This window comes from Ruegeria sp. HKCCD6428 (genome assembly GCF_013110595.1).
In the GTDB taxonomy this organism is placed as follows: domain Bacteria; phylum Pseudomonadota; class Alphaproteobacteria; order Rhodobacterales; family Rhodobacteraceae; genus Ruegeria.
The window spans coordinates 16840-40039 of the sequence record NZ_WVQX01000002.1 but is presented as its reverse complement, the minus strand read 5'-3'; the positions used below and the strand labels follow the sequence as shown (position 1 = coordinate 40039).

Genomic DNA, 23200 nt, shown 5'->3' with positions numbered 1-23200 from the left:
ACAATGGATTTTGCTCCATCGCCACGCGCCACGGAAATGCACGACCGGCTGAAAGCCTTCATGCAGGCGCATATCTATCCGCGCATTCGCGACCACAAAGAGGAAATAGAAGCCGGCAATTTCCCCGTTTCGTTCATGGAAGACCTCAAGTCGCTGGCCCGCGCCGAAGGGCTTTGGAACATGTTCCTGCCCTCTTTGCGGGATGATGAGCCCGGAACGCGGCTCAGCAATCTTGATTACGCACCCCTGGCCGAGCTGATGGGGCAGGTGAGCTGGTCTTCGGAAGTCTTCAACTGCAACGCGCCAGATACCGGGAACATGGAATTGCTGCACATGTTCGCCACGCCCGAGCAGCGCGAAGACTGGTTGGTGCCGCTGTTGAACGGCAAGATCCGCTCGGCCTTTGCCATGACCGAACCCGACGTGGCCAGTTCGGACGCGACCAACATAACGACATCCATCCGGCGCGAGGGTGACGAATACGTCGTCAATGGCCGCAAGTGGTTCATCACCAATGCGTGCCACCCCAATACCAGACTGTTCATCGTCATGGGCAAAACCGACCCGAACGCCGATCGCCATAAACAGCAAAGCATGATCATCGTTCCAAAGAATACGCCCGGTTTGGAGATCGTGCGCAATCCGACGATCCTGAACATGCACGATCCCGAAGGCCATGCTGAACTGGTGTTCAAGGACGTGCGCGTCCCGGTCGGCAATCTGCTGGGCGAGGAAGGCAGCGGTTTTGCACTGGCTCAGGCGCGGCTTGGGCCGGGGCGAATTCACCATTGCATGCGCTCGATCGGGGCGGCGGAAATGGCACTGAACCTGATGGTGGAACGTGCTCAGGAACGAAAGACCTTTGGCAAGCAACTCTCGGAACAAGGCGTGATCCGTGAATGGATCGCCAAATCACGGTTGGAAATTGAACAGGCGCGGCTGTTGACCCTGAAGGCGGCCTGGAAAATAGATCAGGTGGGGGCGAAAAAGGCCTTCCGTGAAATATCCCTGATCAAGGTCGTGGCGCCCCAGGTACATGCAAAGGTTACGGATCGTGCAATGCAGGTTTTTGGCGCAATGGGGATGACACCCGACACGCCATTGGCCGACAGTTACACTTGGGCCCGGGCGTTGCGCTATGCGGATGGACCGGATGAGGTCCATCTTCAGGCTATCGCCAAACAGGAGTTGAAGAATTCCAATTATGGGATGTCGGCGCAGTGGCTGACACCGCCTCTGCGGTAGGTCAGGGCAGGGATGGCAGCACCGGAAATTCTCTGAGACACGCAAGCCGAGTTGCCCATTTTCCCCGGGCATTCGGATACGGAGCGTGGCGCGCTATGTTCCGGCGGCAAGCAAGTCGCTCGCCTTTTCTCCGATCATAATCGCGGGGGCGTTTGTGTTGCCGCTGACGATTTCCGGCATGATCGAACAATCCGCGACCCGCAGGTTTCCGATGCCGTGCACCTTTAGCGCGGGGTCAACGACTGCGGTTTCATTCGTACCCATCGCGCAGGTCCCTGTTGGGTGATAGATTGAAACGGAATTCGACCTGACCCAGTCCAGCGTGCCCTCGTAATCGTCGGTCGAAAGTTGGGATGTCGGGCGGAACTCTTCGGAAATTTTCGATGCCAGCGGATTGTGCTGTGCGATTCTGCGGGCGATGTTCACGCCGTCGACGATGGTTCGGCAATCCGTTTCCGTCGACAGATAGTTCGGAATGATCTTTACATGCTGTGATGGGTCCGGGCCGTTCAGATGCAGTTCACCCCTGCTTTCCGGCCGCAGCTGGCACACGGACATGGTAAAGGCGGAAAACGGGTGCACGCCTTCGCCGGGGCTGTCGGCGGACCAAGGCTGTACATGGAATTGAATGTCGGGTGTTTCCACGTCCGGGCGCGTTTTCATGAATCCGGTCGCAAGGCTGGCCGCCATGGTCATCGGACCGGCGCGGAACAAAGCGTATTTGAGCGCGATACGGGCCTGATTGATCAGGCTGCGCACCTCGTCATTCAATGTGGGCTCATTGCATTTGAAAACGAGACGGGCCTGCAAGTGATCCTGTAGTCTTTTGCCGACATTGGGCAAGGCATGGACCGGATCGATGCCGTTTTTCTTCAAGTGGTCCGGATCGCCGATACCCGACAGCATCAGAATCTGAGGAGAGTTGATAGCACCGCCGGACAGGATGATTTCGCGCCGCACCTTCAGGGTTTTCTCATTGCCTGCGCGATCCCGATAGACAAGTCCGGTCGCCTGTTTCCCATCCAGCGTTATGCGTGTCACCAATGCGTTCGTGATGATGTTCAGGTTTTGTCGGTTTCGAATGGGTTTCAGATACGCCACTGCCGAGCTGCACCTGCGCCCATTGCGGGTGGTCAGCTGAAAATACCCTACGCCTTCCTGATCTGCGCCGTTGTAATCCGGATTGAACGGGTATCCGGCGGCTTGCGCTGCCGCGACCCATGCGTCGCAGATCGGTCGCTGAATGCGCATGTTCGACACCGACAGCGGCCCACCGACACCGTGATACGGGTCTTCGCCGCGTTCTTGATCTTCGCTGCGTTTGAACAGAGGCAGCACGTCGTCCCAGCCCCAGCCGACATTCCCCATCTGGCGCCAGCGGTCATAATCCTCTTTTTGGCCGCGCACATAGAGCAGACCGTTCAGAGAGGATGAGCCGCCCAGCACCTTGCCGCGTGGCCAGTCGATCGAACGCCCGTTCAGGCCCGGATCGGGCTCGGTCCTGTAACACCAGTCCACCGAAGGGTTGTGCATGGTTTTGAAATAGCCAACCGGGATGTGGATCCAGGGATTGGTGTCGCGGCCGCCAGCCTCCAACAACGCGACGGTCGTGTTGGGGTCGGCGCTGAGCCGATTGGCGATGACACAGCCCGAAGACCCCGCGCCAACTACCGCATAATCCACTTCCATGACCGCCTCCTTCCAACGTCGTTGAAAAAAACTCTATGCAAGATGCAAGAAATATACTAGCCTTTTTTGATACAAAACGTCTCAATAATTGCGAACAGGGAGGTAAGCAATGGAGATTGGTCGGAAACTGAGTGGTATTTCTCGGCGGGATTTTTTTCGGGTGGCAGGGCGCTATGGCATGAGCTCGACGCTGCTTGCAGCAGGAGGGTTTGGCGGGGCAATGAGCTTGGCCAATCTGGCGCAAGCGGCGGAATCCACGTATGAAAAACGCTTTTCGAAAGAACCGAAGCACACGTTGAAATTTGGTGCGTCGGGCTTCAACACCCGCAACCTGCTAATCGAGCGCGCCGGCGCCATCGAGTTTGCACGCGACCTGGAAGAACGCACAGATGGCGAGATTCGCATCGAGTTCATCGGCGACAACCAGATCTGCGGACAACTGAGCTGTGTTGAAAAAACCCAGCAGGGAATCGTCGATATCTACGCGGCCTCGACCCAGAATTCGGCCGGCGGTGCGCCGTATCTGAACGTTCTGGACTATGCCTACATGTTCCCCAGCCGGGCGGCGCAGTATCATTTCTTCTACAGCCCCGCCAGCCAGCGCATCCTGCGCGACCCGCTGGAAAAGCGGCACGGGCTGAAATTCCTGTTCACCCATTGTGAACTGCGCGGTCTGCAAATGGGCTCGACCTTTGCCGACAAGCCGACCGTCACCAAGCTGGAAGAGTTGTTCGGCACCAAGAACCGCGTGACGGGCACGCAGCTTGGCCGGATCGCGATGCAACTACTGAACCTGAACCCAGTGCCGGTGGCATGGGAAGAAACGCTGGATGCGCTCAAGACCGGTCTGATCGATGGTGCGGAAACCTGGGCCTCGGCGGTGGCTTATGCGAACATGGCACCTGTGGTCTCGCAATCGGTGAACCTGAAGTTCTTCTGCGGTACCGAACACACTTCGATGTCAGCCAAAGTATTCGATGGGCTGGGCGGTGAATTGCAGGATGCCGTGATGGAGTCGTCTTACTTCACCCAGGCTCTGATTCAGGGAGCGAACGAGGCGGCACTGCTGAACACTGTCGGATTCTCGGATCCGCAATTGCCGCAAACCATTTTTGCGGAAAACGGTGTGCGCCCTGCCTTCCTGCCGGAGGACCAGATCAAACTGGCCGAAGAAATGTGTGCTCCGAACTACAACCCCGAGCCGTGGGCGCAGTGGCGCGAGCGGCTGAACAAATGGGCCGGTGGCATCGACACATACCAGGAGATCTACGACATCGCGCGCGAGATCCCCGCGGACACGCTGCCGGAAAATGTCGAGCCGCGCCGCTGGTGGAAGGGCGAGGCCTGATTAGACTGCCAGATCCGGCCCGAACGGGCCGGTTCAATCAATACCCACTGGGAGGACGGGCTTCATGTCACTTTGGGCGGACATTGGCGCAATATTCAGCGCATTTCTCAGCCAGGATTCTTTCGAGATTCAACTTGCTCTGGAATCCGACGCCGCTTGGATCGTTGGTGCGGTCGTTGCCGCGATCGGCGGTTTGCTGGTCATGCTGATCTATCGCAAGGTGCCGTTGATCGAACGTCATCTGGAACGGTCGGTCATGGTGTATTCTTATCTTGCCATCGCGCTGATCATTTTCTGGGGCGTGATCGACCGGTTTGTCTTCAATGATCAGGAACCCTGGTCCACGACCATTCCTCCGCTTCTTTTCATGGTGATGGCCTGGTTTGGAGCGTCCTACAACGTACGCCTGCGCACGCATCTGAGTTTCAGTGAATTCCGCACCGCTATGCCCCGCGGAGGGCAATTAGCCTGCCTGTTTCTTGACGCGGTACTGTGGTTCATCTTTGCGGTGATCGTTATCGTGACCACCTCGCGACTGGTGGCGCTTTCGGCCTCGAACTTTCAGATCGTTCTGGGCACGGACAATATCATGCAGTGGTGGTTCCTGCTGGCTGCACCATTGTCATTCTTCTTGATGGTCGGTCGCGTGTTTCAGAACCTCGCCGATGATTTGCACAACTGGAAAACAGGCGAGCCGCTGATCAAGCAGGCCGTGATCGGGGCAGACTGATGACAGACGGAACACTTGTTACACTGATCTCGCTGGGGGTCACCTTTCTGTTCATGCTGGGCGTGCCGGTGCTGCTGGTCATCGGTTACTGGGTCATTGGATGTTCCTTTGTCCTTGGTCTGACGCTGGACAATATGGGGGCCGAACTGCTGAACGTCTTCAACAAGGGCTTCGCCCTGTTGGCAATGCCGCTGTTCATCCTGACCGGAGATCTGATCAACAAATCCGGTATCGCGCGAAGGCTCAGTGATTTTGCCTATGCCTGTTTGGGCTGGATACGCGGCGGACTTGCAATGGCGTCGCTGGGGGCCTGCGGGTTGTTCGCGGCGATTTCCGGGTCGAACTCCGCCACGACGGCGACTATCGGGTCGATGCTGCATCCCGAGATGGTAAAGGGCGGCTATGACGAACGGTTCAGCGCCGCGACCGCTGCTGCGGGCGGTACTGTCGGTATCATCATTCCCCCTTCGATCATCTTCATCGTCTATGGCTTTCTGATGAACCTGCCGATTTCCGAATTGTTCGTGGCCGGTATTCTGCCCGGTGCGCTGATGGTCATCGGGATGCAACTGGCATGCTGGGTCATCTGCCGCATGAACGGGTGGGGCTATCTGATCCCACTGCAATTGAACCGGGTGCTGAAAACCGCCTTTGGTGCCTGGCTCGGCTTTTTCGCCATCGGTCTTGTGCTCTGGGGCATTTATACCGGCAAGTTCTCTCCGACAGAGGCCGCCGGCGTGACCGTGGGCTTTTGTGTCATCGCGGGGCTGGTCAGCTACCCGATCAACCGCATCATGGGGGCCCGGAACGATATACCGCCAACCGAAAAGAGCTTCGCTGAAATGTTCGTGGTCGAAGGGTTCACGATCCCAGAGATCCCCTCAATCGTCATCAGGTCTGCCCAGATTACGGGTATCCTGGCCCCCTTGATCGCAATTTCGGTGGTGATGCAGCAGATCCTGTCCCTGCTTGGCGCACAGGAAACAATCGGAAACTTCGTGACCTCCATGGGGGGGTACCATGCGGTTCTGTTCACATCGATGGTGATCGTCTTCTTTTCAGGCATGGTGCTGGAAAGCCTTCCGGTCACCATCATCCTGGCCCCGATCCTTGCGCCGATCGCAGCCTCGGTTGGAATTGATCCAATCCATTTCTCGGTCATCTTCCTGGTCGGGGCGTCCATCGGGTTTATCACACCACCATACGGGCTTAACCTGTATGTCGCTTCAGGCGTGACGGGCGTGCCGTACTTCCGGTTGCTGCGCTATACGGTGCCTTACTTGGTGTCCCTGCTATCCGTCTGGATATTGGTGTCGCTGGTCCCCGAACTGGCCTTGATCCTTCTGCCAAATAACTAGAATGTTGAAGGATGGCCGAGACTGATACTAAAGACAGAGAAACTCAGATTCCCACCAACCTGCGCCTGTTGCTGATCCTTGAAGAGGTGGCACGGCGCGGCGTTGCGGTCAAACCCTCGGATCTGATCGATGCATTGGGATTGGCCAAACCCACCATCCATCGTTTGCTGCAAACGGCAGAGGCAGAAGGGTTCTTGCAACGCGATCTTGACGGACGGTCCTATGGTCCGGGCAGAAGACTGCGGCTGTTGTCCGTGAATACCATGTCCGCCGAGCATCTGCGGACCGCGCGTCTCGCCATCCTGCGCGGCGTGGCCGATGAAGTGGGCGAAACATGCAATTTGGCCATCCCGGATCGCGAAGGCATGATCTATCTAGACCGGGTGGAAACCAAATGGCCGTTGCGGATTCAATTGCCGATCGGAACCCAGGTGCCGTTCCATTGCACGGCCAGTGGCAAGATGTACCTTTCCACCTTGCGCCCCAAAACTCTGAACGGGTTTCTGTTAGCCGGGAAGCTAAAAGAGCAGACTGCCCGTTCTTTGACAGAGCCGAAGGCCCTGCTGAGTGAAATCAAGATCACCGCCGAGCGGGGATTTTCCACCGACGACGAAGAATTCATGGCGGGCATGGTGGCGATCGCCGTGCCGGTGCAGGACGCGCAGGGCAGGCTGGTTGCCACGCTTTCAGTTCATGCCCCGACGCAACGGCATGATGTCGGCAGTCTGAAGTCATTTCTCGACACTTTGCGCCGGGGTGCAGAAAAACTGTCGCAGCTGTTGAGCGAGTAAGTGGGGCACCGGGATAATCGGCAATCGAAAAACATCAGGGTTGTGTTGTTAGGCCCGGACTGTGTTCCAAAGCTTCGTGATCGCCGAATGCCTGCCGAGATCGACCGTGACCTGACAACTCGGGCGATTGGTTTCGCTCAGTTTCCCCAGGCGAGATTGAACGGTGGATTACGTCCTCACAAATATAGAAAACCCATGATCAGGCCGACAGTCATTCGTGGCCGTGATTTCTTAGATGCCGCAAATCCAATGCGGGGTTTGTTTGTTTTCCAATAGATCGCCGGGGTACGCCAATAGGTGTCGTACCTAAGCGCCCAGCATCTCAAAAACGGCGTCGCGTTCTGACAGGACAAGCAACAAAGCAAGATCGCCCGGCTCAAGTTGTTTAAGAATCCTGGCCGCGGCCTGAGAAGGGGATGGGGCCCTTTGGATCTGATCAGCGTTGTATCCGTGCTTCAAGGCCGTCCATTCGATCAGGTCCGGGATTTCTCCCAACGCCCGGCCTCTCAGATAGCCTTCCAGTTCGGCTGCAACGATTACGTCAGGTTGGAATTTCAAAGCCGTCGCGGTGACGTCCCGAATGTCCTGATCCGATCTGTCGCCCGCATGGCTGAGCATGATAAAGCGACGTTTTGCCGGAAGTCCTGACAGCGCTTCGCACACGGCAGAGATCGAGTGCGGGTTATGTGCGAAATCTACAAAAACACGGGCGTCATGATAGTTGAACTCGTTGCAGCGCCCCGGATTGTCCTTTGCATCGGGTTTGAAACCGGCCAATCCATCTCGCACTGCCTGAAGGGGTAGGTCCAGCGCCAGAGCAAGGCACATGGCGGCCAAGGCGTTCAGGGTGTTGTATTTCGCCGCCCCGCCCATGGTCACGGGCACGTTTGACACGGCAATCACCGTCTTTTCGGAAGTGCCATCGAAAAACACGATATTTTCCTGCTGCACATAGGCGCAGCATTTGTTGGAATCGCGCGCCTCACGGATCAGATCCGCTTGTGCATCCAAGGAAAACCACCAGATATTTGCCGACGTGTTTTTTGCCTCGGCACGGACATACGCATCATCAGCGTTCAGAACCAGCACGCCACCATCGGTAAGTGTGCGATGCACGGCGAACTTCGCCTGTGCCAGTTCCGGCACGGTATTGACGCCGTACTGACCCAAATGGTCATTCGCAACATTTGTGACAGCGGCCGCCGAGGCCGCACGCGTTGGCAGACCACGGCGCAGAATACCCCCGCGGGCCACTTCAAGGCAGGCGATCTCAAGGCGCTTGTCGCGCAGCAGCATCCGGCCGCCACCCGGGCCCGAGTAATCGCCTCGGTCAAGAATGTCGTTGCCGACCCGCACAAACTCGGTCGAGGTCAGCCCTGCAACTTTGCCAGATGCCCGCGCGATCGCCTCAAGCAACCGGGTCGTCGTGGTCTTGCCATTGGTGCCGGTGATGAACGCAACTGGAATGTTGTGAAGGCTGGACCAGTCCACATCACCAGGGACGGGCAGGGCATCAACCGGCCAGACCTGACTACCTGTACCGTGCCCGATTGAAACCTCATCGTCGTCGCACAGAATATCCACGCCATGCGCCTCGGCCGCAGCGATCAGGTCGATCAGGCGGGGATTGGCTTCTTTGACCACAACAGCTTTGACATCGGCCACCATTTGATCAAAGTCACCGGGAGTTGCATCCAACAACTCGGCGGCACAGAAGTGCCACGCCGTCTGCACCGCGAAGATCGCCGAATACAGCTGATCCATTGGTGCGGAAATCGCCAGATTTACACCGCCAGTGAATGTGCGATGGGTCAAATCCTGATCCGTCCATCCCAGCGCGTCCAGCACTCGCCGGGCGTTTTTTTCCCACAGGGCCGAGACCGTGGATGGATCAATTCCGGTGAAAAATACATCCATCACCGCGCCGGGTTTGTTCCATAACAGGCCAGGGCCCGTCAGACGCCGGGCATCGTCGACCTGAATATGATCAGCGGTCGCGCTTATTATGGTCAGCGCGGTTTCAAGCTCTTCAATCCGGTCCATTCCGGTGCCCTCGCTCAGTCCGCGTCTTCGCTGTTTTCACGCGCCAGGCGCACACCGCGCTCGTCTCTGATCAGATTCTGATCGTTTTCGAACATGTCCTCGAAGGATGTGTCGACGGCCGTGGTCTTTGGTGCAACCTCGGCATCTGGGGTTGCACCGTCAGAGCTGAAATAGATGATCTGTTTCCAGCAGCGCGTAGTGTCGTCGCCGAAAATTACCAACAGATCCCCCGGTGCCGCTTGTTGCAGCCCGGCATTTACGGCCTCGACCTCATCCGGGATAACCGTAATGGATGCGTCGTCAACGCCATTGTCAATCAGTGCCTGACGCATCATCCGCGGTACTTCATCATGTCCTCGGCCTCTGCGGCGGTCATCGGCCTTGCAGATGAAATGGTCAAAATGCCCGGCCAGCGCGGCAGCTCCGTCGATGATATCTTCATCGCGCCGGTCGCCGGGCATGGCAACGACACACAATCGGCGACCTTTGATCTCCAATTGATCCGCCAACGCGGCCATCGCGTTGAGAGCGGCGGGGTTGTGGCCGTAATCCAGAATGACCTTGAATGGATGTTCGTCATAGACGTTCATGCGCCCCGGCGCCTGGAAATAGCTGGTATCGAAGGTGCGTAACCCATGCCGGATGTTGTCCAGATCGACCCCGAAGCTGTAGGCCATGGCGGCAGCAAACATGGCGTTTTGAACGTTGAAGATCGCTTTGCCTTCCAGTGCGGCGGGGATCAGATGCGACCACAGGACCGGAATGTGAAGCCCGTTGTCATAGATCGTCAGCATGTCTCCATTCATGCCTTTTTCCAGAACAATGGCCTTTCCGCCCGCCTTGATATGTTCCTTGACCAGGCTGTGGCCGGGGTTGGTCGTGACGTAGAAAATCTGATCCGCCCCGGCGTAGTCAGCCATTTTCAGACAATTGATGTCATCAGCATTCAGAACCGCAGTATCCGTCGCGCTTTCCACCACCACGCGTTTCACCACGGCCAGTTCCTCGACTGTGTTTATGCCGCCAAGGCCAAGATGGTCGGCCGAAACGTTAAGGCATGCCGCCACGTTCGAGCGCTGGTATCCCAGACCAGACCGCACAAGCCCGCCGCGCGCGGTTTCCATCACGGCAAAATCAACCATCGGGTCGCGCAAGACGATCTGCGCGGATTTTGGCCCGGTCATGTCACCCTTGACGCTCAGCTTACCATCGACATAGACCCCGTCGGTCGAGGTCATGCCAACGGTTTTGCCGCTGGTCTTCATAATATGGCCCAGCATTCGGGACGTCGTCGTCTTGCCGTTGGTGCCGGTGATCGCGGCGATCGGAATGCGGGTTTCCTCATTGGCTGGAAACAGCATGTCGATCACTTTGCCGGCTACATCGCGCGGTTGTCCTTCGGATGGCGCCACATGCATGCGGAAACCGGGTGCTGCGTTCACTTCGACAATGGCACCGCCGATGTCTTTGTAGGATTTGGTGATGTCATCGATCAGGAAATCGACGCCGCCAACATCCAGCCCAACCGCCATTATGGCTCGTTCCGCCATGTCGCGGTTGTCGGGATGGACCACATCTGTCAGGTCGATCGCAGTGCCGCCGGTCGAAAGGTTTGCCGTCGAACGCAGATAGAAAATTTCACCGTCCGGCAAGACGGTCTCTTCGGTTACGCCTGCGGCATCCATAAGGCGCCTGGCCTGAGTATCGATCTCGAGCATGGTCAGTACTTTTTCATGCCCGATGCCCCGGCGCGGGTCTTCGTTCACGATATCGACCAACTCGGCAATCGTGTGCGTACCATCACCGACCACATGGCCTGGAACCCGTTTTGCCACCGCAACAAGCTTGTTGTTCACCACAAGCATCCGGTGATCGAACCCGGTGACAAAGCTCTCCACCAGAATGGCGCGGCTTCGGGAATGTTCCTTTGCTTCGGCGAAGCCAGCCTCGACCTCTTCATCCGAATTCAAATTGATCGAAACGCCCCGCCCATGATTGGCGTTCAATGGTTTGACGACCACCGGATGGCCAATGCGCGCCGCAGCGCGCACAGCTTCGCGTGCGGAATAGACCATGCGCTGCTGTGGAACCGGCAGGCCAAGATCGTTCAGCAGGTTGTGGGTATCTTCCTTATCGCAGGAAATCTCGACCGAGATATGTTTGGTCTCGGATGTTATCGTCGCCTGAATGCGTTTCTGGTATTTGCCGTGCCCGAATTGCACCAGCGAGCCAGAGTTAAGTCTGATCCAGGGAATGTCGCGTTCTTGCGCCGCCTTGACCAGCGACCCGGTCGACGGGCCGAATTCCTTGCGCTGTGCGCGCAGAACAAAGCTGCGCAGTTCGTCGTCCCAGTTAAAGTCCGGGTCGAAATCGTAATCCACCAGATCTTTCAGGGATTGAGGCAACAGATGCATCAGCAACCGCATTGCCAGCTTCCCTGCGTCCAGCCCAACGTCGCGCTGACGGTATTCATACACCATGTTGTACTGGCCCGGCTCACCTGTGCCGCGTGTCCGGCCAAAGGTCACGTCAGTGCCCGCTACGTTCTGAACCTCGATGGCACAATGTTCCAGAACGTGACCAAGCCACGTGCCTTCGTCTTCACGCAGACGGCGGATGAAACCTCCGGGTTCGCGGTAGGAACAGCCATGCTCCGCAAGGCCAGGAAGCGCTTCGATCAACTCGTCGATAAACTCGGAACCAATTTTTGCCGATGGCCACTCTTCCAGAATACCCAGGTCGATGACGTGGCGAATAACGGGGAAACTTGCCCAGACATTCGGGCCGACAAAGACATTGGTCGAGATTATTTTCATGAGGCTCCCCGTTGGTTAGCTTTTATTCCCCCCGTTGGCGGCCTCTTCCCCGGACAAATCCGGCAAGGTGCAGAACGCCAAATGCTCATCCGGCGGAAAAGCCTGGCGAGCCGTCAGGTCATAACGGCACCCTTCACCCAGAACGTCAAGCCGAAGTCCCAGAAGGCTAAGCGCTTCGCCCCGCCGGGCATCCCACATTGATGAATGAGTCAACTGGCTGGCATCCACGACAGTAACCGAGCCGCTGCCGATGACTTCAAAGACATTGTCGGGCCCAATGAAGGCGGCCGTATCTTCGTCAATTCCCAAACCAATCAAAAATGGGTTGAAAGATGAAGCCGTTAGCAGGCGACCCAGACGGTTACGCTGGGTGAAATGTTGATCGATGATGACGGCATTGGTCAGGCCCATACCTGGTGCAAGTGTAATGTTGCCTTCCGCCGGAGCCGAGTTGCTGCTGCCACCTGCAACCATGTGTTCAGACATGATCGAAGCACCCGCCGAAGTTCCGGCAACCGGAACACCGGCTGCATTCCGCCGGCGGATTTTTTGGGCGACCAGAGTTCCCCCAAGAATCGCTGACAGGCGCAACTGGTTTCCACCTGTCATGAAAACTCCGGTCGCTCGATCAAGCATCTCGACATACTCGGGGTTGTCGCAATCCGCCCTGCGCGAGATAGGCAGGAACTCTACTTTGCCCGCACCCAGTTCGGAAAAGATACGGTTATAATCGGGCCCGGTTTCTTCCAGCATCGAGGCTGTCGGGATCACGACGATGTCGGCATCGCTGCCGCCGGAAAGCTCAACGAACTTGCGATGGATCTGCATTTCCTTGACGCGATCTTCGCCGCCCCCGATCGGGATAATGAACCCGCGTGGGGTCTCTGCATCAATGGGTGCAGGGCACATGTGTTAACTACCTTCCGGTGCTGAAGCGGGCAGTCACCGGGGACCGCGCGGACGCTTTGAACTGTTCATGCATGCCACGTCGGGCTATTTGGCCTTCGCGGACATGCTGCTCCCCCCCCCCGGCCATCACATGCCGTACAGCAAGGTTTTCGTCAAGAACCACCAGATCGCCGTCCATTTCCGCCTTCAGGCGCCCATTGCGATACGGTTCTAGCGCATCGGTCACGTTTGAGGTGAATGGCGCACGCGCATCGAACAGGGACATTCCCCGATCTATGAGGTTGCTCGAAGTCACGGATGGCCTCCTGCCGAAACGCGTCGGATCGCCATCATGGAAACGATACGCGCGTTGCCGCCGCCCTGGCGACATTCACGACAACCCATCTGCATCGAAATGACCGCCGCAGCGTCTACATCGAAACCCGCAGCCTGAACACGGCTTCTACATATAGGTAAAAACAAACACCCGGGACTGGTCGTCCCGGGTGGTGTTTTTGCGGGCTTTTCAAGTTTTTGCCCGACAACTATCCAGCGACACTCAGATGTCGAATTTGACGCCCTGGGCCAGTGGAAGTTCGGCCGAGTAATTCACGGTGTTGGTCTGTCGGCGCATATAGGCTTTCCACGCGTCCGAACCGCTTTCGCGCCCGCCGCCGGTTTCCTTCTCTCCGCCAAAGGCGCCACCGATCTCTGCCCCTGAGGGCCCGATATTGACGTTGGCAATTCCGCAATCGGATCCGGCTGCGGACAGGAACTGCTCGGCCTCGCGCATGTTCAGGGTAAACACGCAGGATGAAAGGCCTTGCGGTACGTCATTCTGAAGCTCTACCGCGTCGTCGAAATCGTCATAGCCCATGACGTATAGGATCGGCGCAAAGGTTTCGGTTTTCACGGTCGCGGTCTGACCCGGCATTTCGACAATCGCAGGTTCCATGTATACGCCTGCCGGAACGCCTTCGGTAACGCGGTTGCCGCCGAACACCGAACCGCCTTCCGCTTCGGCCGCTTTCAAAGCCGCGGTCATCGCCGCGCCCGCCGCTTCGTCCACAAGCGGTCCAACCAACGTGCCGTCTGTCAGAGGATTGCCGATGGGCAGACCCGAATAGGCTTTTTTCAGACGGCTCACCAGTTCTTCGCGGATCGAGTTGTGCACGATCAGGCGACGCAGCGTGGTGCAGCGTTGACCGGCGGTACCAACTGCCGAAAAGACAATCGCGCGCACCGCCATCTCCAAATCAGCCGAAGGGCCGACGATCATTGCGTTGTTGCCACCCAGTTCCAGAATGCACTTGCCAAAGCGCTGTGCGACGATGGGGGCGACAGCACGGCCCATGCGGGTCGATCCCGTGGCCGAGATCACCGGAACATCTTCACTGGCCACCAGTCTTTCTCCCAGATCGGCGCCACCGATAAGCGTTTGCAGAAGACCGTCCGGCGCATCGCCAAACCGGGCCAGGGCGCGTTCGAAAACCTTTTGACAGGCCAGCGCCGTCAGCGGGGTTTTTTCGGACGGTTTCCAGATCACCGGATCACCGCATACGAGGGCCAGAGCAGCGTTCCACGACCAAACCGCGACAGGGAAATTGAACGCGGAAATCACACCAACCGGGCCAGCAGGATGCCAGGTTTCCATCATCCGGTGGCCTGGACGTTCGGACGCGATGGTCAGACCATAAAGCTGACGCGACAGGCCGACGGCAAAGTCACAGATGTCGATCATCTCCTGCACTTCGCCCAGACCTTCCGAGGTGATCTTGCCTGCTTCCCAACTGACCAGAGCACCCAGATCATCCTTGGCCGCGCGCAGCTCTTCACCCAACAGGCGGATCAGTTCACCCCGGCGCGGGGCGGAGACCACGCGCCATTCCCTGAACGCGGCCTTTGCACGGGAAAAGATGGCGTCCATGTCCGAGATCGGCGTCTCGTGCACTTCGGCCAGCAGGCTTCCGTCAATCGGCGACGTGACCTTGAGCGTGCCGCCTTTGAGTTGGGCCTCGGTCAGATCCAGGTTTGCAAGCGTGGTTTGGGCTGTCATTACGATGTCTTTCATATCTCAGGCCGCCTTGTTCTGTTCGGTGACGTCGCCAGCGCGATACAGCTGGCCAAACTCAGTGTTGAGGAAATCGTCCAGCTTGACCTGTTCCTGCCGGACAAAGCCTTTCGAGGGCAGCACTCCGATCCGCATCAGATCGACCACCCCCAGCACGCCTGCGGCGGTCGTGACCTGAATGGCGCTCCAGACCTGTCCATTGATGGTGCGGGCAAAGGATTTGTTGATCAGGGACTTTTCGCGCAGCACGCCATCAATGACGCCTTTTGCGGTGCAATATACCAGTACCACGTCCTGATCGGTGCGGGGCAGGGCGGCCTCGAATATCTCTTTCAGCAGGTCGCGGCGGCGTTCCAGTCCCAGATCGTTCAAAAGCAGCTTCAGGATATCGCAATGACCCGGATAGCGGATCGAGCGATAGGACACATCCCGCGCCTTGCCCTCCAGCGTTTCCGGCAACGTGCCCAGACCGCCAGAGGTATTGAAGCATTCGTATTCCACGCCGTCATGGCCCAGAATTTCGTAGTTCTCCAACGGCGCGGTCTTGACCAGCTTGCCGTTCACGATGGCATCGCATGGGTTGCAATATTCGTTGATCAACCCGTCGGTGGACCAGGTCAGGTTGTATTTCAGCGCGTTGGTCGGATAAAGCGGCAATGCCCCCACCCGCATGTGCAGGCTGTCAATCTCGTCAAACTCCGCCGCCAGCGACGCTCCGGCGATGCCGACAAAACCTGGCGCCAGACCGCATTGCGGCATAAACGCAGTTGCGCTGTCCCCGGCCAGTTCACGTACCGCATTCGTGGCCGCAACATCTTCGGTCAGGTCGAAATAATGCGCCCCCGCCGCTTTGGACGCTTTGGCGATCGAAGGGGTCAAGAAGAACGGCGCTGCCGAGATGACTGCGTCGAAACCGGTCAGTTCCCGGGCCAGCCCGTCCGCGTCATTGGCATCGATCTGTCTGGTTCCAATGCCCATCTTCGAGATATCACCAAGCGCTTTCAGATCGTGATCAGCGACCATCACAGAGTAATTCGGCGACCCTTTCAACAGGGTTGCAATCATCTGTCCGATCTTTCCAGCGCCGACAACGCACACATTCCAGGACATAAAGATCTCCGCTGTTTCCCATCCTGTTCCAAGCGTGACGCGCGGCCTCGACAATTCATAGGTGTCAATTTGACGAATTGATGTATGTGGCCGTCATATTGGCGGAAAATGAGATATTTTATCGGAAGCGCAATTGCCGGCCATGTGTCGCGACAGGTCCTGCCACGTGCCAACGTGGCCCTTGGCCGATTGCGCCGTGACCTTTTGTCTTGTGGCGCCCGACACTTGGGAAGCTCCACGTTCTTAAGCGATTCCAATAACTTGTTTTCTGACTGCCGGGCGCAACAGTCCGGTGATCTTGCAACGCGACTGATCCGCTTCCATCCGGGCCTCGGAGCGCTTCCAAGTATGCGGCACACGCGGATTTTTGAGCGATGTTTCTCGTTTGCGACATGGCTTGGTCAAATCGAACAACTTCTTGGCATTGCTCGGCTGCATGGTACGCCCAGCGGTCGCCGGAGAAGGCTGTGAAGCTCGGTCGTGGCCGCCTTGTCGCGTGTTGAACAAGGGCAGGTGTTGCATTGATCGCGTTATGTCCCAAGCCTGAAAACTCAGCCTGTTCCGGGAAGGGCGTTGTGACCTCTTGCCTGCACGCCGCTTCGCAACAAACACACTAAACACCCTGGGAGGGTCACAACGGATGACTGCAAGGCCGCTCGATCATATTCGTGTTCTCGATTTTGGCCAATACCTGGCTGGTCCACTGGTTGGCATGATGCTTGCTGATTTGGGGGCAGAGGTGATCCGCATCGACCCGCCCGGTGGCCCGCGATTGAAAGAACCGGCCACTGACATGCTGTCACGCGGCAAAACCGCCGTGACGATCGACCTCAAATCCGAAGGGGGTTTTCAGGTCGCGCGCGAACTTGTGGCGCGGGCTGACGTGGTGATCGAGAACTTCCGGCCCGGCGTGATGGAGAGGCTGGGCCTGGGTCCGAAAGCTCTGCGCGACATAAATCCGCGCATCGTGTCATTGTCATTGCCGGGGTTTGCCTCAACCGACCCCGCACTGGCCGATCTTCCGGCGTGGGAAGCCGTGATCGCGGCCCGCACCGGGCAATTCACGGATATGGGGCTGAACCGGCGCCTGATGGGCATCAACCCATCCTTTTCACCTTTGACGCTGGCATCTGCCTATGGCGCTTCGTTCGGCGCGATGGCCACGCAGTTCGCTTTGGCTGCTCGCGACCGGAACGGAGGCGATCACATCGAGGTGCCTCTGGCTTCGGCCTTGCTGGAAGGGTTGGTGTATAACTGTGAGCAGATTGAAGACTATCCCAAACGCTACAAGTCCCCTCGCGAAGTGGAACTTGACAGGCGCGCAGCCGAAGGCTTGCCAACGGATCTGAGCTTTGCGGAACTGGAAGAGTTCCTGGACCCTTTCTATCGAACTTATACCTGCGCCGACGGGCGCGGATTCTATGTGGTCGCGGGCAGTGTAAAAACACATCCCCGGCGGGTGTTGGAGACGCTTGGCCTCAAAGACCTTGCCGATCAATTGCCGGACTTCGACGCCTATCTCGATACCGCAGACTGGCCGGATGAATGGTCGCTGCGCAACTACCCCGTCGGAGCAAGGGATCGCACGCGTGTGTCCGAGGCGATGAAAAAGGCCTTTCTGACAAGGCCCTCTCATGAGTGGGAAGCCCTTTTCGGGTCCGCCAAGGCGCCCGGAACGGCGCAACGGTTCAGCAAGGAATGGCTGGCCGATCCGCACGCTTTGGCCTCGGGTCTGGTGTTGGAGGTCGAAGACCCGCGTCATGGGAAGATGAAGCAGATGGGAAATGTTGCGTGGCTTGCGGATGATGGCGCTGCGCTGGTCAAAAAACCGAGCCCCGATCCCGATGACGCACCCGTTTCAACGATCCTTGCCGAACCGCCGCGCAGCGGACCACCAGCCGCAAGCAACCAGGGCTGGCTGGAAGGGCTGAAGGTGCTGGACCTGACCAACGTGATCGCCGGTCCGACGATCGGGTCCACGCTGGCGCGATTTGGCGCTCAGGTGACTTCCGTTCAGCCGGCAGAGCCATCAGTCGATCCGTGGAACACCGTGGTTTTCGGTCTGCACGCACATCGCGGAAAACAAAACGTTTTGCTGAACCTGAGCTCGGATGACGGGAAGCAGGCGTTGCGACGGCTCATCGACTCCTCGGATGTCATCACCATGAACGGCACGGATGAGCAGCGCGATGCCCTGGGGTTGAACGAGGAAGAGTTGGCGGCGGTCAACCCCCGCCTCATACTGGTGCAACTTGATGCCTTTGGCGGTCCAGCGCGCGGACCCAAATCGGACCATCTGGGGTATGACGACCTGGCGCAGGCGGCGACAGGGGTCATGGTGCGTTTTGGCGGTGGCATGGCCACGCCCGAAGAGCATGCGCATTTCGGTACGATTGACGTTCTGACCGGCTATTGCGCGTGTGTTGCGCTTGGCGCGGCCCTGCTGAGATTGCAGAAAACCGGCAAAGGCGGGATTGCGCGGGCGGCGTTGGCGGCGGCCGGCAACCTCATTCAGGCGCAGTTGATGTATGATTTCGAAGGCCGCGCGCCCTTTGACGAACCAGCCGGGCGCGCAGCTATGGGCTGGGGACCATTCTACCATTGTTACCGCGCGGCGGACGGGTGGATGTTCTTTGCCGCACCCACCGAACAACGCGAAGCCCTGCGCCGTGTCTCGGACCTCGCCAGCGTGGCCGATACACCGGAGAAGGAATTGCCGGATGCGCTTGCGGATCATTTTGCAAGGCAACCTGTTGATTACTGGCAAAAGGCGTTTTCCGGTTCCGCCAGCACTGTCATGCCTCTGGGATCGCTGCATGACACGCGCGACGCCGTGTTGCAGCCGGAAAGTGCCGGGAATATCGACCTGATGCGGGGAACGTTCAGCGTCATTCGGCATGACATGCATCCAATGGGCCGGTGGTGTGATCTGGTTGCCCCAAACGCCGTGCGACCCGAACGCGCCCGGATCGTCATTCCCGGACCGATGCCGAAATACGGCGCGGATACACGCAGCATTCTGCGAAACGTCGGTTATGCAGATGAGGATATCGACGCGATGATCTCTGCTGGATCGGCCGCCGAAAGCTGGTCGGAAAAGTACTTGCCCGAGTAGTCGACCAGCCACAGATGGCTCGGAAATCAAGAAGATATGCCATCCGCCGCCGCAGGCACGGGGTCCCCGGCCCGGCGAAGGGTGGTATCCGTCGTGATAAGCTTTGGGCTGGCACCCGCGCGACTTGCACAGAATATTCTACCGCTTTGCCACAGTTTTTTTTGCATGTCTTGCGGCAAGAACCGTCCTAGGGTCGGCAAAGCACAGCTTTGCACACACAACGAAACAAGAACCACTGACCATGAGCCAAATATCAGAGAGCCTGCTGAACCAAATCCGCAGCCGCTTTGCCCAGATCGATCATTGCCCCGAACAGGGTGAGCGGATCTTTTTCGAGAATGCCGGAGGCGCACTGACATTGAATTCAGTGTTGGAAAGTTCGGTTCGTTACGCCGCCATCCCGGACAACCAGGGGCGCGACAATCCGGGATCCCATGCGCTGGTCGCCACGATCAACGCGGCCAAGGCGGATATGCGGGATTTCATGAACGCACCCGGCGGGCAGTTCTTTGTGGGTGAAAGCGGTACAGAGCTGTTGTTCCGGCTGATCATGAACGCATGTCTGGGAACGGGTCCGGGCGTTGTGCTGGGATCAACATTGGAACACCCGGCGACGCGTTCGGCCTGTGATCGTTGGGCCCGCATTTCCGGGCAAACCCACGTTTTGGTGCCCCATGATGACGCCACCGGTACCGTCTCGGCCGAAGCCTATGCCGTGGCCGTGACACCGGATACCAAAGTGGCGACGATCCTGCATACCTCGCCGGTGACGGGAATGGGCGTTGACGTCGCTGCCGTTTCTCAGGCCATCCGCGCCGTGGCTCCGGATTGTTTCATCATCGTCGATGGCATTCAGCACGCAGCGCATGGCCGGATCGATCTGACCGCCTATGACGTCGATGGTTATGTGATTTCGCCCTACAAGGTGTTTTCGCGTCATGGCTACGGCGTGGCGTGGATTTCTGATCGCTTGACCGCGCTGGAGCACAACGCCTTGCTGGATGGCCCCGCGGACAACTGGGAAATGGGCACGCGCGACACCGGAGCTTATGCCACGATGTCCGACGTCGTATCCTATTTCGAATGGCTGGGCAGTCAGGTCAGCGATGCCGAAGACCGGCGCGGCAAGTTTCTGGCGGCGGGTGACGCGATCCATGCGCAGGAAAAGGCGCTGACCGACGCGATGATCCATGGCACCGGCAACCTGAGCGGTCTGGCCGAGATGGAAAAAGTCACCATTCTGGGCGGGGCCGACAACCCGGTGCGAGAAGGTCTGGTATCGCTGCGTGTCGAAGGCGTGGCCTCGTCCGAGGTCGTCAAACGGCTGAACGAACACGGTATCCGCACGCATCTGCGCAAGGCGGATCACTATTCCGGCAATATCCTGACACCGCTTGGCTATGATGCCTGTGTGCGGGTCTCGATGTGTCACTACAACTCGATCGGCGAAGTCGCCAAATTCCTTGCCGTCATGAAAGAAATCGCCGCCTGAGCCGCGCCATATCCAAGGACATTCCCTCATGAAAACCCATGCACAAGCTGTTGTCATCGGCGGCGGCCTTGCCGGTACGTCGATTCTGTATCACCTTGCCAAGCTTGGCTGGACGGATTCCATCCTGCTGGAACGCGACGAGCTGACCAGCGGATCGACCTGGCACGCGGCGGCCAACATCCACGGTCTGCATGACAACAACAACATCACCCGCATCCAGCACTATACGATGAACCTGTACAAAGAGCTGGAGAAGGAAACCGGCCAAAGCTGCGGGGTGTTCCAGCCCGGATCGCTCTATTTGGCCCAGACCGAAGAGCGCGAGCAACAGTTGCGCCTGCAAGAGGCGAAGGCCCGGTTCTATGGGCTGAATTTTCACGAGGTCAGCCGGGAAGAGGCCAAAGAGCTGCACCCGCTGGCGCAGTTCGATGACATCCGCTGCATCATGTACGAACCTGATGGCGGCAATGTGGACCCGTCCGGCGTACCGCACGCCTATGCCGCCGGGGCCCGTGCGATGGGGGCCACCATCGAACGGTTCTGCCCGGTGATCGCCACGGAACAGCAACCCGATGGCAGTTGGATCGTTCGTACGCCCAAGGGTGACATTCATGCCCAATGGGTGGTCAACGCGGCGGGCCTCTGGGGGCGCGAGGTGGCGGCGCTGGCAGGCTTGACCCTGCCGCTGCAACCGACCGAACATCAGTATTTCGTGACCGAAAGCATCGACGAAGTGGCCAGTCTGGGCCGTCGTCTGCCGTCAATCGCCGACCGGGACGGCGAGTATTACTTCCGACAAGAGGGCAACGGCCTGCTGATCGGGGCCTATGAGAAAGACATGAAGTTCTGGGCCGAAGACGGCACGCCGCTCGACTTTGCGCATGATCTGTTCCCCGACGATCTGGACCGGATCATGGAAAACGTGATCCGCGCCACCGAACGCGTGCCCGTTGCCGCCACAGCCGGGGTGAAACGGGTAATCAACGGCCCGATGATCTGGTCGCCCGATGCCAACATGCTGTGGGGGCTGGTGCCCGAACTGAAGAACTATTTCCTCTGCGGCGGTCTGATCCCCGGCTTCTCGCAATCCGGCGGGCTGGGGCTGCTGGCGGCGCAATGGATGATCGAGGGTGAGCCGCAATATGACATGTTCGCCTGGGATCTCGCCCGCTTTGGCGACTGGGCCGACAAAAAGTTCACCAAGGCCCGGGTCGAAGACGCATATACGCATCGGTTCAAAATCCACTTCCCGAATGAAGAACGCAGTGCAGGCCGCCCGGCTCGTGTGCGTCCCGCCTACGAGATGCAGAAACAGATGGGCTGTGTCTTTGGTCTCAACTGTGGTTGGGAACACCCGTTGTGGTTTGCCGATGAACCCGGCACCGAAGACACCACTGGTTTCACCCGCCAGAACTGGTTCGATCCGGTCGGGCGCGAGGTTCAGATGCTGCGCGACAGCGTGGGCGTGATCGACATCTCGAACTTCGCCAATTACGTGATCAAGGGGCCTGGCGCCTATGACTGGCTGGACCGCCTGGTGGCCAATCGCGTGCCGACCGAAATTGGGCGCAGCTGCCTGACGCCGCTGATCTCGGTCCGCGGTGGCGTGGCGGGGGATTTCACCATCACCAAGCTGGCGGAAGACGAATACATGATGATTGGCTCCGGCATGGCTGAACGCTATCATCAGCGCTTCTTTCAGATGGTGGAAATGCCTCAGGGCACAACTCTTGACGTCGCAACGGACCGCATTGCCGGGTTCAACATCGCCGGCCCAAAATCACGCGAGGCATTGGCGCGCCTGACCAATGCAGACCTTTCCAACGCAGCGTTCCGCTTCATGCGGTCCCGGAAGATCACCGTAGCAGGTGTTGATTGCGTGGCCATCCGGGTCAGCTTTACCGGCGATCTGGGTTGGGAACTGCACTGCGCCGAAACCGATCAGGTCGCGCTTTACTCTGCATTGCTCGAAGCCGCCAAAGACTGCGGTGGCGGCCCTGTGGGTGGACGGGCGCTTGGGTCGCTGCGCATCGAAAAGGGTTATGGATCCTGGGGGCGGGAATATTCCCAAGAATACTGGCCGCAAGAGGTCGGGCTAACGGGCCTGATCAAGCTGGACAAGGATTTCCTGCACAAAGACGCCTATCTGTCCATCAAGGAAAAAGCTCCGCGCGAGGTCCTGTCCATCTTTGAACTGGACGTGACCGAGGATGCCGACGCCACCGGCAGTGAGCCGATCTTTACACCCGATGGTGTGCCTGTCGGCCGTGTCACATCGGGGGCGTACGGGTATTCAGTCGGGAAATCTCTGGCTTTGGGTTTCCGCAACCCCGAGGTAGCGCGGCCAAGGGATGAAGTGGTGATCCAGGTGATTGGCAAACCGCATAAGGCTCGGGTGCTGGCAGATGCGCCGTTCGATCCTTTGGGCGGCAGGCTGCGCGGCTGAAACAACCGGCCCGCCCGATCAAGCTCATCCCGTGGCCACAGATCTCATCCGCGATCTG

15 protein-coding genes are annotated in these 23200 nt (G+C 58.4%); 8 read left to right on the top strand and 7 right to left on the bottom strand.

The features are described from left to right. The first annotated feature begins 3 nt into the window (after positions 1-3). Positions 4-1245: an acyl-CoA dehydrogenase family protein gene (locus tag GS620_RS05580; RefSeq protein WP_152460477.1), complete on the top strand. Its 1242-nt coding sequence runs from the start codon at positions 4-6 to the stop codon at positions 1243-1245. Between the two features lie 93 nt (positions 1246-1338). Here GS620_RS05580 and GS620_RS05575 read toward each other — a convergent pair whose 3' ends face one another. Further along, entirely contained in the window at positions 1339-2934 is a 1596-nt protein-coding gene (locus GS620_RS05575) for a GMC family oxidoreductase (protein ID WP_171117970.1), read from the bottom strand. Between the two features lie 109 nt (positions 2935-3043). On the opposite strand from GS620_RS05575, the gene GS620_RS05570 reads away from it, so the two are divergent. The 4 genes from GS620_RS05570 (at position 3044) to GS620_RS05555 (ending at position 7161) form a co-directional block, all read left to right on the top strand. Continuing rightward, complete coding sequence (locus GS620_RS05570) at positions 3044-4282, top strand: TRAP transporter substrate-binding protein (RefSeq protein WP_152460475.1); 1239 nt, start codon at positions 3044-3046, stop codon at positions 4280-4282. Between the two features lie 64 nt (positions 4283-4346). After that, positions 4347-5012 carry a TRAP transporter small permease gene (locus tag GS620_RS05565; RefSeq protein ID WP_152460474.1) on the top strand — a complete coding sequence of 222 codons (666 nt, stop codon included), beginning with the start codon at positions 4347-4349 and terminating at the stop codon, positions 5010-5012. Then, complete coding sequence (locus tag GS620_RS05560; protein WP_171331461.1) at positions 5012-6370, top strand: TRAP transporter large permease; 1359 nt, start codon at positions 5012-5014, stop codon at positions 6368-6370. The genes GS620_RS05565 and GS620_RS05560 overlap by 1 nt, the downstream gene beginning before the upstream one ends. Positions 6371-6381: 11 nt before the next feature. After that, entirely contained in the window at positions 6382-7161 is a 780-nt protein-coding gene (locus tag GS620_RS05555; RefSeq protein WP_171614542.1) for an IclR family transcriptional regulator, read from the top strand. A 306-nt stretch (positions 7162-7467) separates the two neighbouring features. On the opposite strand, the gene GS620_RS05550 is transcribed toward GS620_RS05555, so the two are convergent. From GS620_RS05550 to GS620_RS05525, 6 genes are all read right to left on the bottom strand, one after another. Next, positions 7468-9204, bottom strand: coding sequence for a Mur ligase family protein (locus GS620_RS05550; RefSeq protein ID WP_171614540.1), 1737 nt, complete (start codon positions 9202-9204; stop codon positions 7468-7470). A gap of 14 nt (positions 9205-9218) precedes the next feature. Further along, positions 9219-12020 carry a cyanophycin synthetase gene (cphA, locus tag GS620_RS05545; protein WP_171614538.1) on the bottom strand — a complete coding sequence of 934 codons (2802 nt, stop codon included), beginning with the start codon at positions 12018-12020 and terminating at the stop codon, positions 9219-9221. Between the two features lie 15 nt (positions 12021-12035). After that, positions 12036-12929, bottom strand: a complete 894-nt coding sequence (locus tag GS620_RS05540) for a cyanophycinase (protein ID WP_152460469.1) — start codon at positions 12927-12929, stop codon at positions 12036-12038. Positions 12930-12936: 7 nt separating this feature from the next. Then, complete coding sequence (locus GS620_RS05535; protein ID WP_171614536.1) at positions 12937-13224, bottom strand: hypothetical protein; 288 nt, start codon at positions 13222-13224, stop codon at positions 12937-12939. A 243-nt stretch (positions 13225-13467) separates the two neighbouring features. Beyond that, positions 13468-14964: an aldehyde dehydrogenase family protein gene (locus GS620_RS05530; protein WP_171615262.1), complete on the bottom strand. Its 1497-nt coding sequence runs from the start codon at positions 14962-14964 to the stop codon at positions 13468-13470. A gap of 18 nt (positions 14965-14982) precedes the next feature. After that, positions 14983-16089 carry a saccharopine dehydrogenase family protein gene (locus GS620_RS05525; protein ID WP_171614534.1) on the bottom strand — a complete coding sequence of 369 codons (1107 nt, stop codon included), beginning with the start codon at positions 16087-16089 and terminating at the stop codon, positions 14983-14985. Positions 16090-16729: 640 nt separating this feature from the next. Here GS620_RS05525 and GS620_RS05520 point away from each other — a divergent pair. The 3 genes from GS620_RS05520 (at position 16730) to GS620_RS05510 (ending at position 23142) form a co-directional block, all read left to right on the top strand. Then, positions 16730-19204 carry a CoA transferase gene (locus tag GS620_RS05520; protein WP_171614532.1) on the top strand — a complete coding sequence of 825 codons (2475 nt, stop codon included), beginning with the start codon at positions 16730-16732 and terminating at the stop codon, positions 19202-19204. A 241-nt stretch (positions 19205-19445) separates the two neighbouring features. Continuing rightward, positions 19446-20696, top strand: a complete 1251-nt coding sequence (locus GS620_RS05515; RefSeq protein ID WP_171117950.1) for an aminotransferase class V-fold PLP-dependent enzyme — start codon at positions 19446-19448, stop codon at positions 20694-20696. Between the two features lie 28 nt (positions 20697-20724). Continuing rightward, positions 20725-23142: an FAD-dependent oxidoreductase gene (locus tag GS620_RS05510; protein WP_171614530.1), complete on the top strand. Its 2418-nt coding sequence runs from the start codon at positions 20725-20727 to the stop codon at positions 23140-23142. Positions 23143-23200 lie beyond the last annotated feature (58 nt).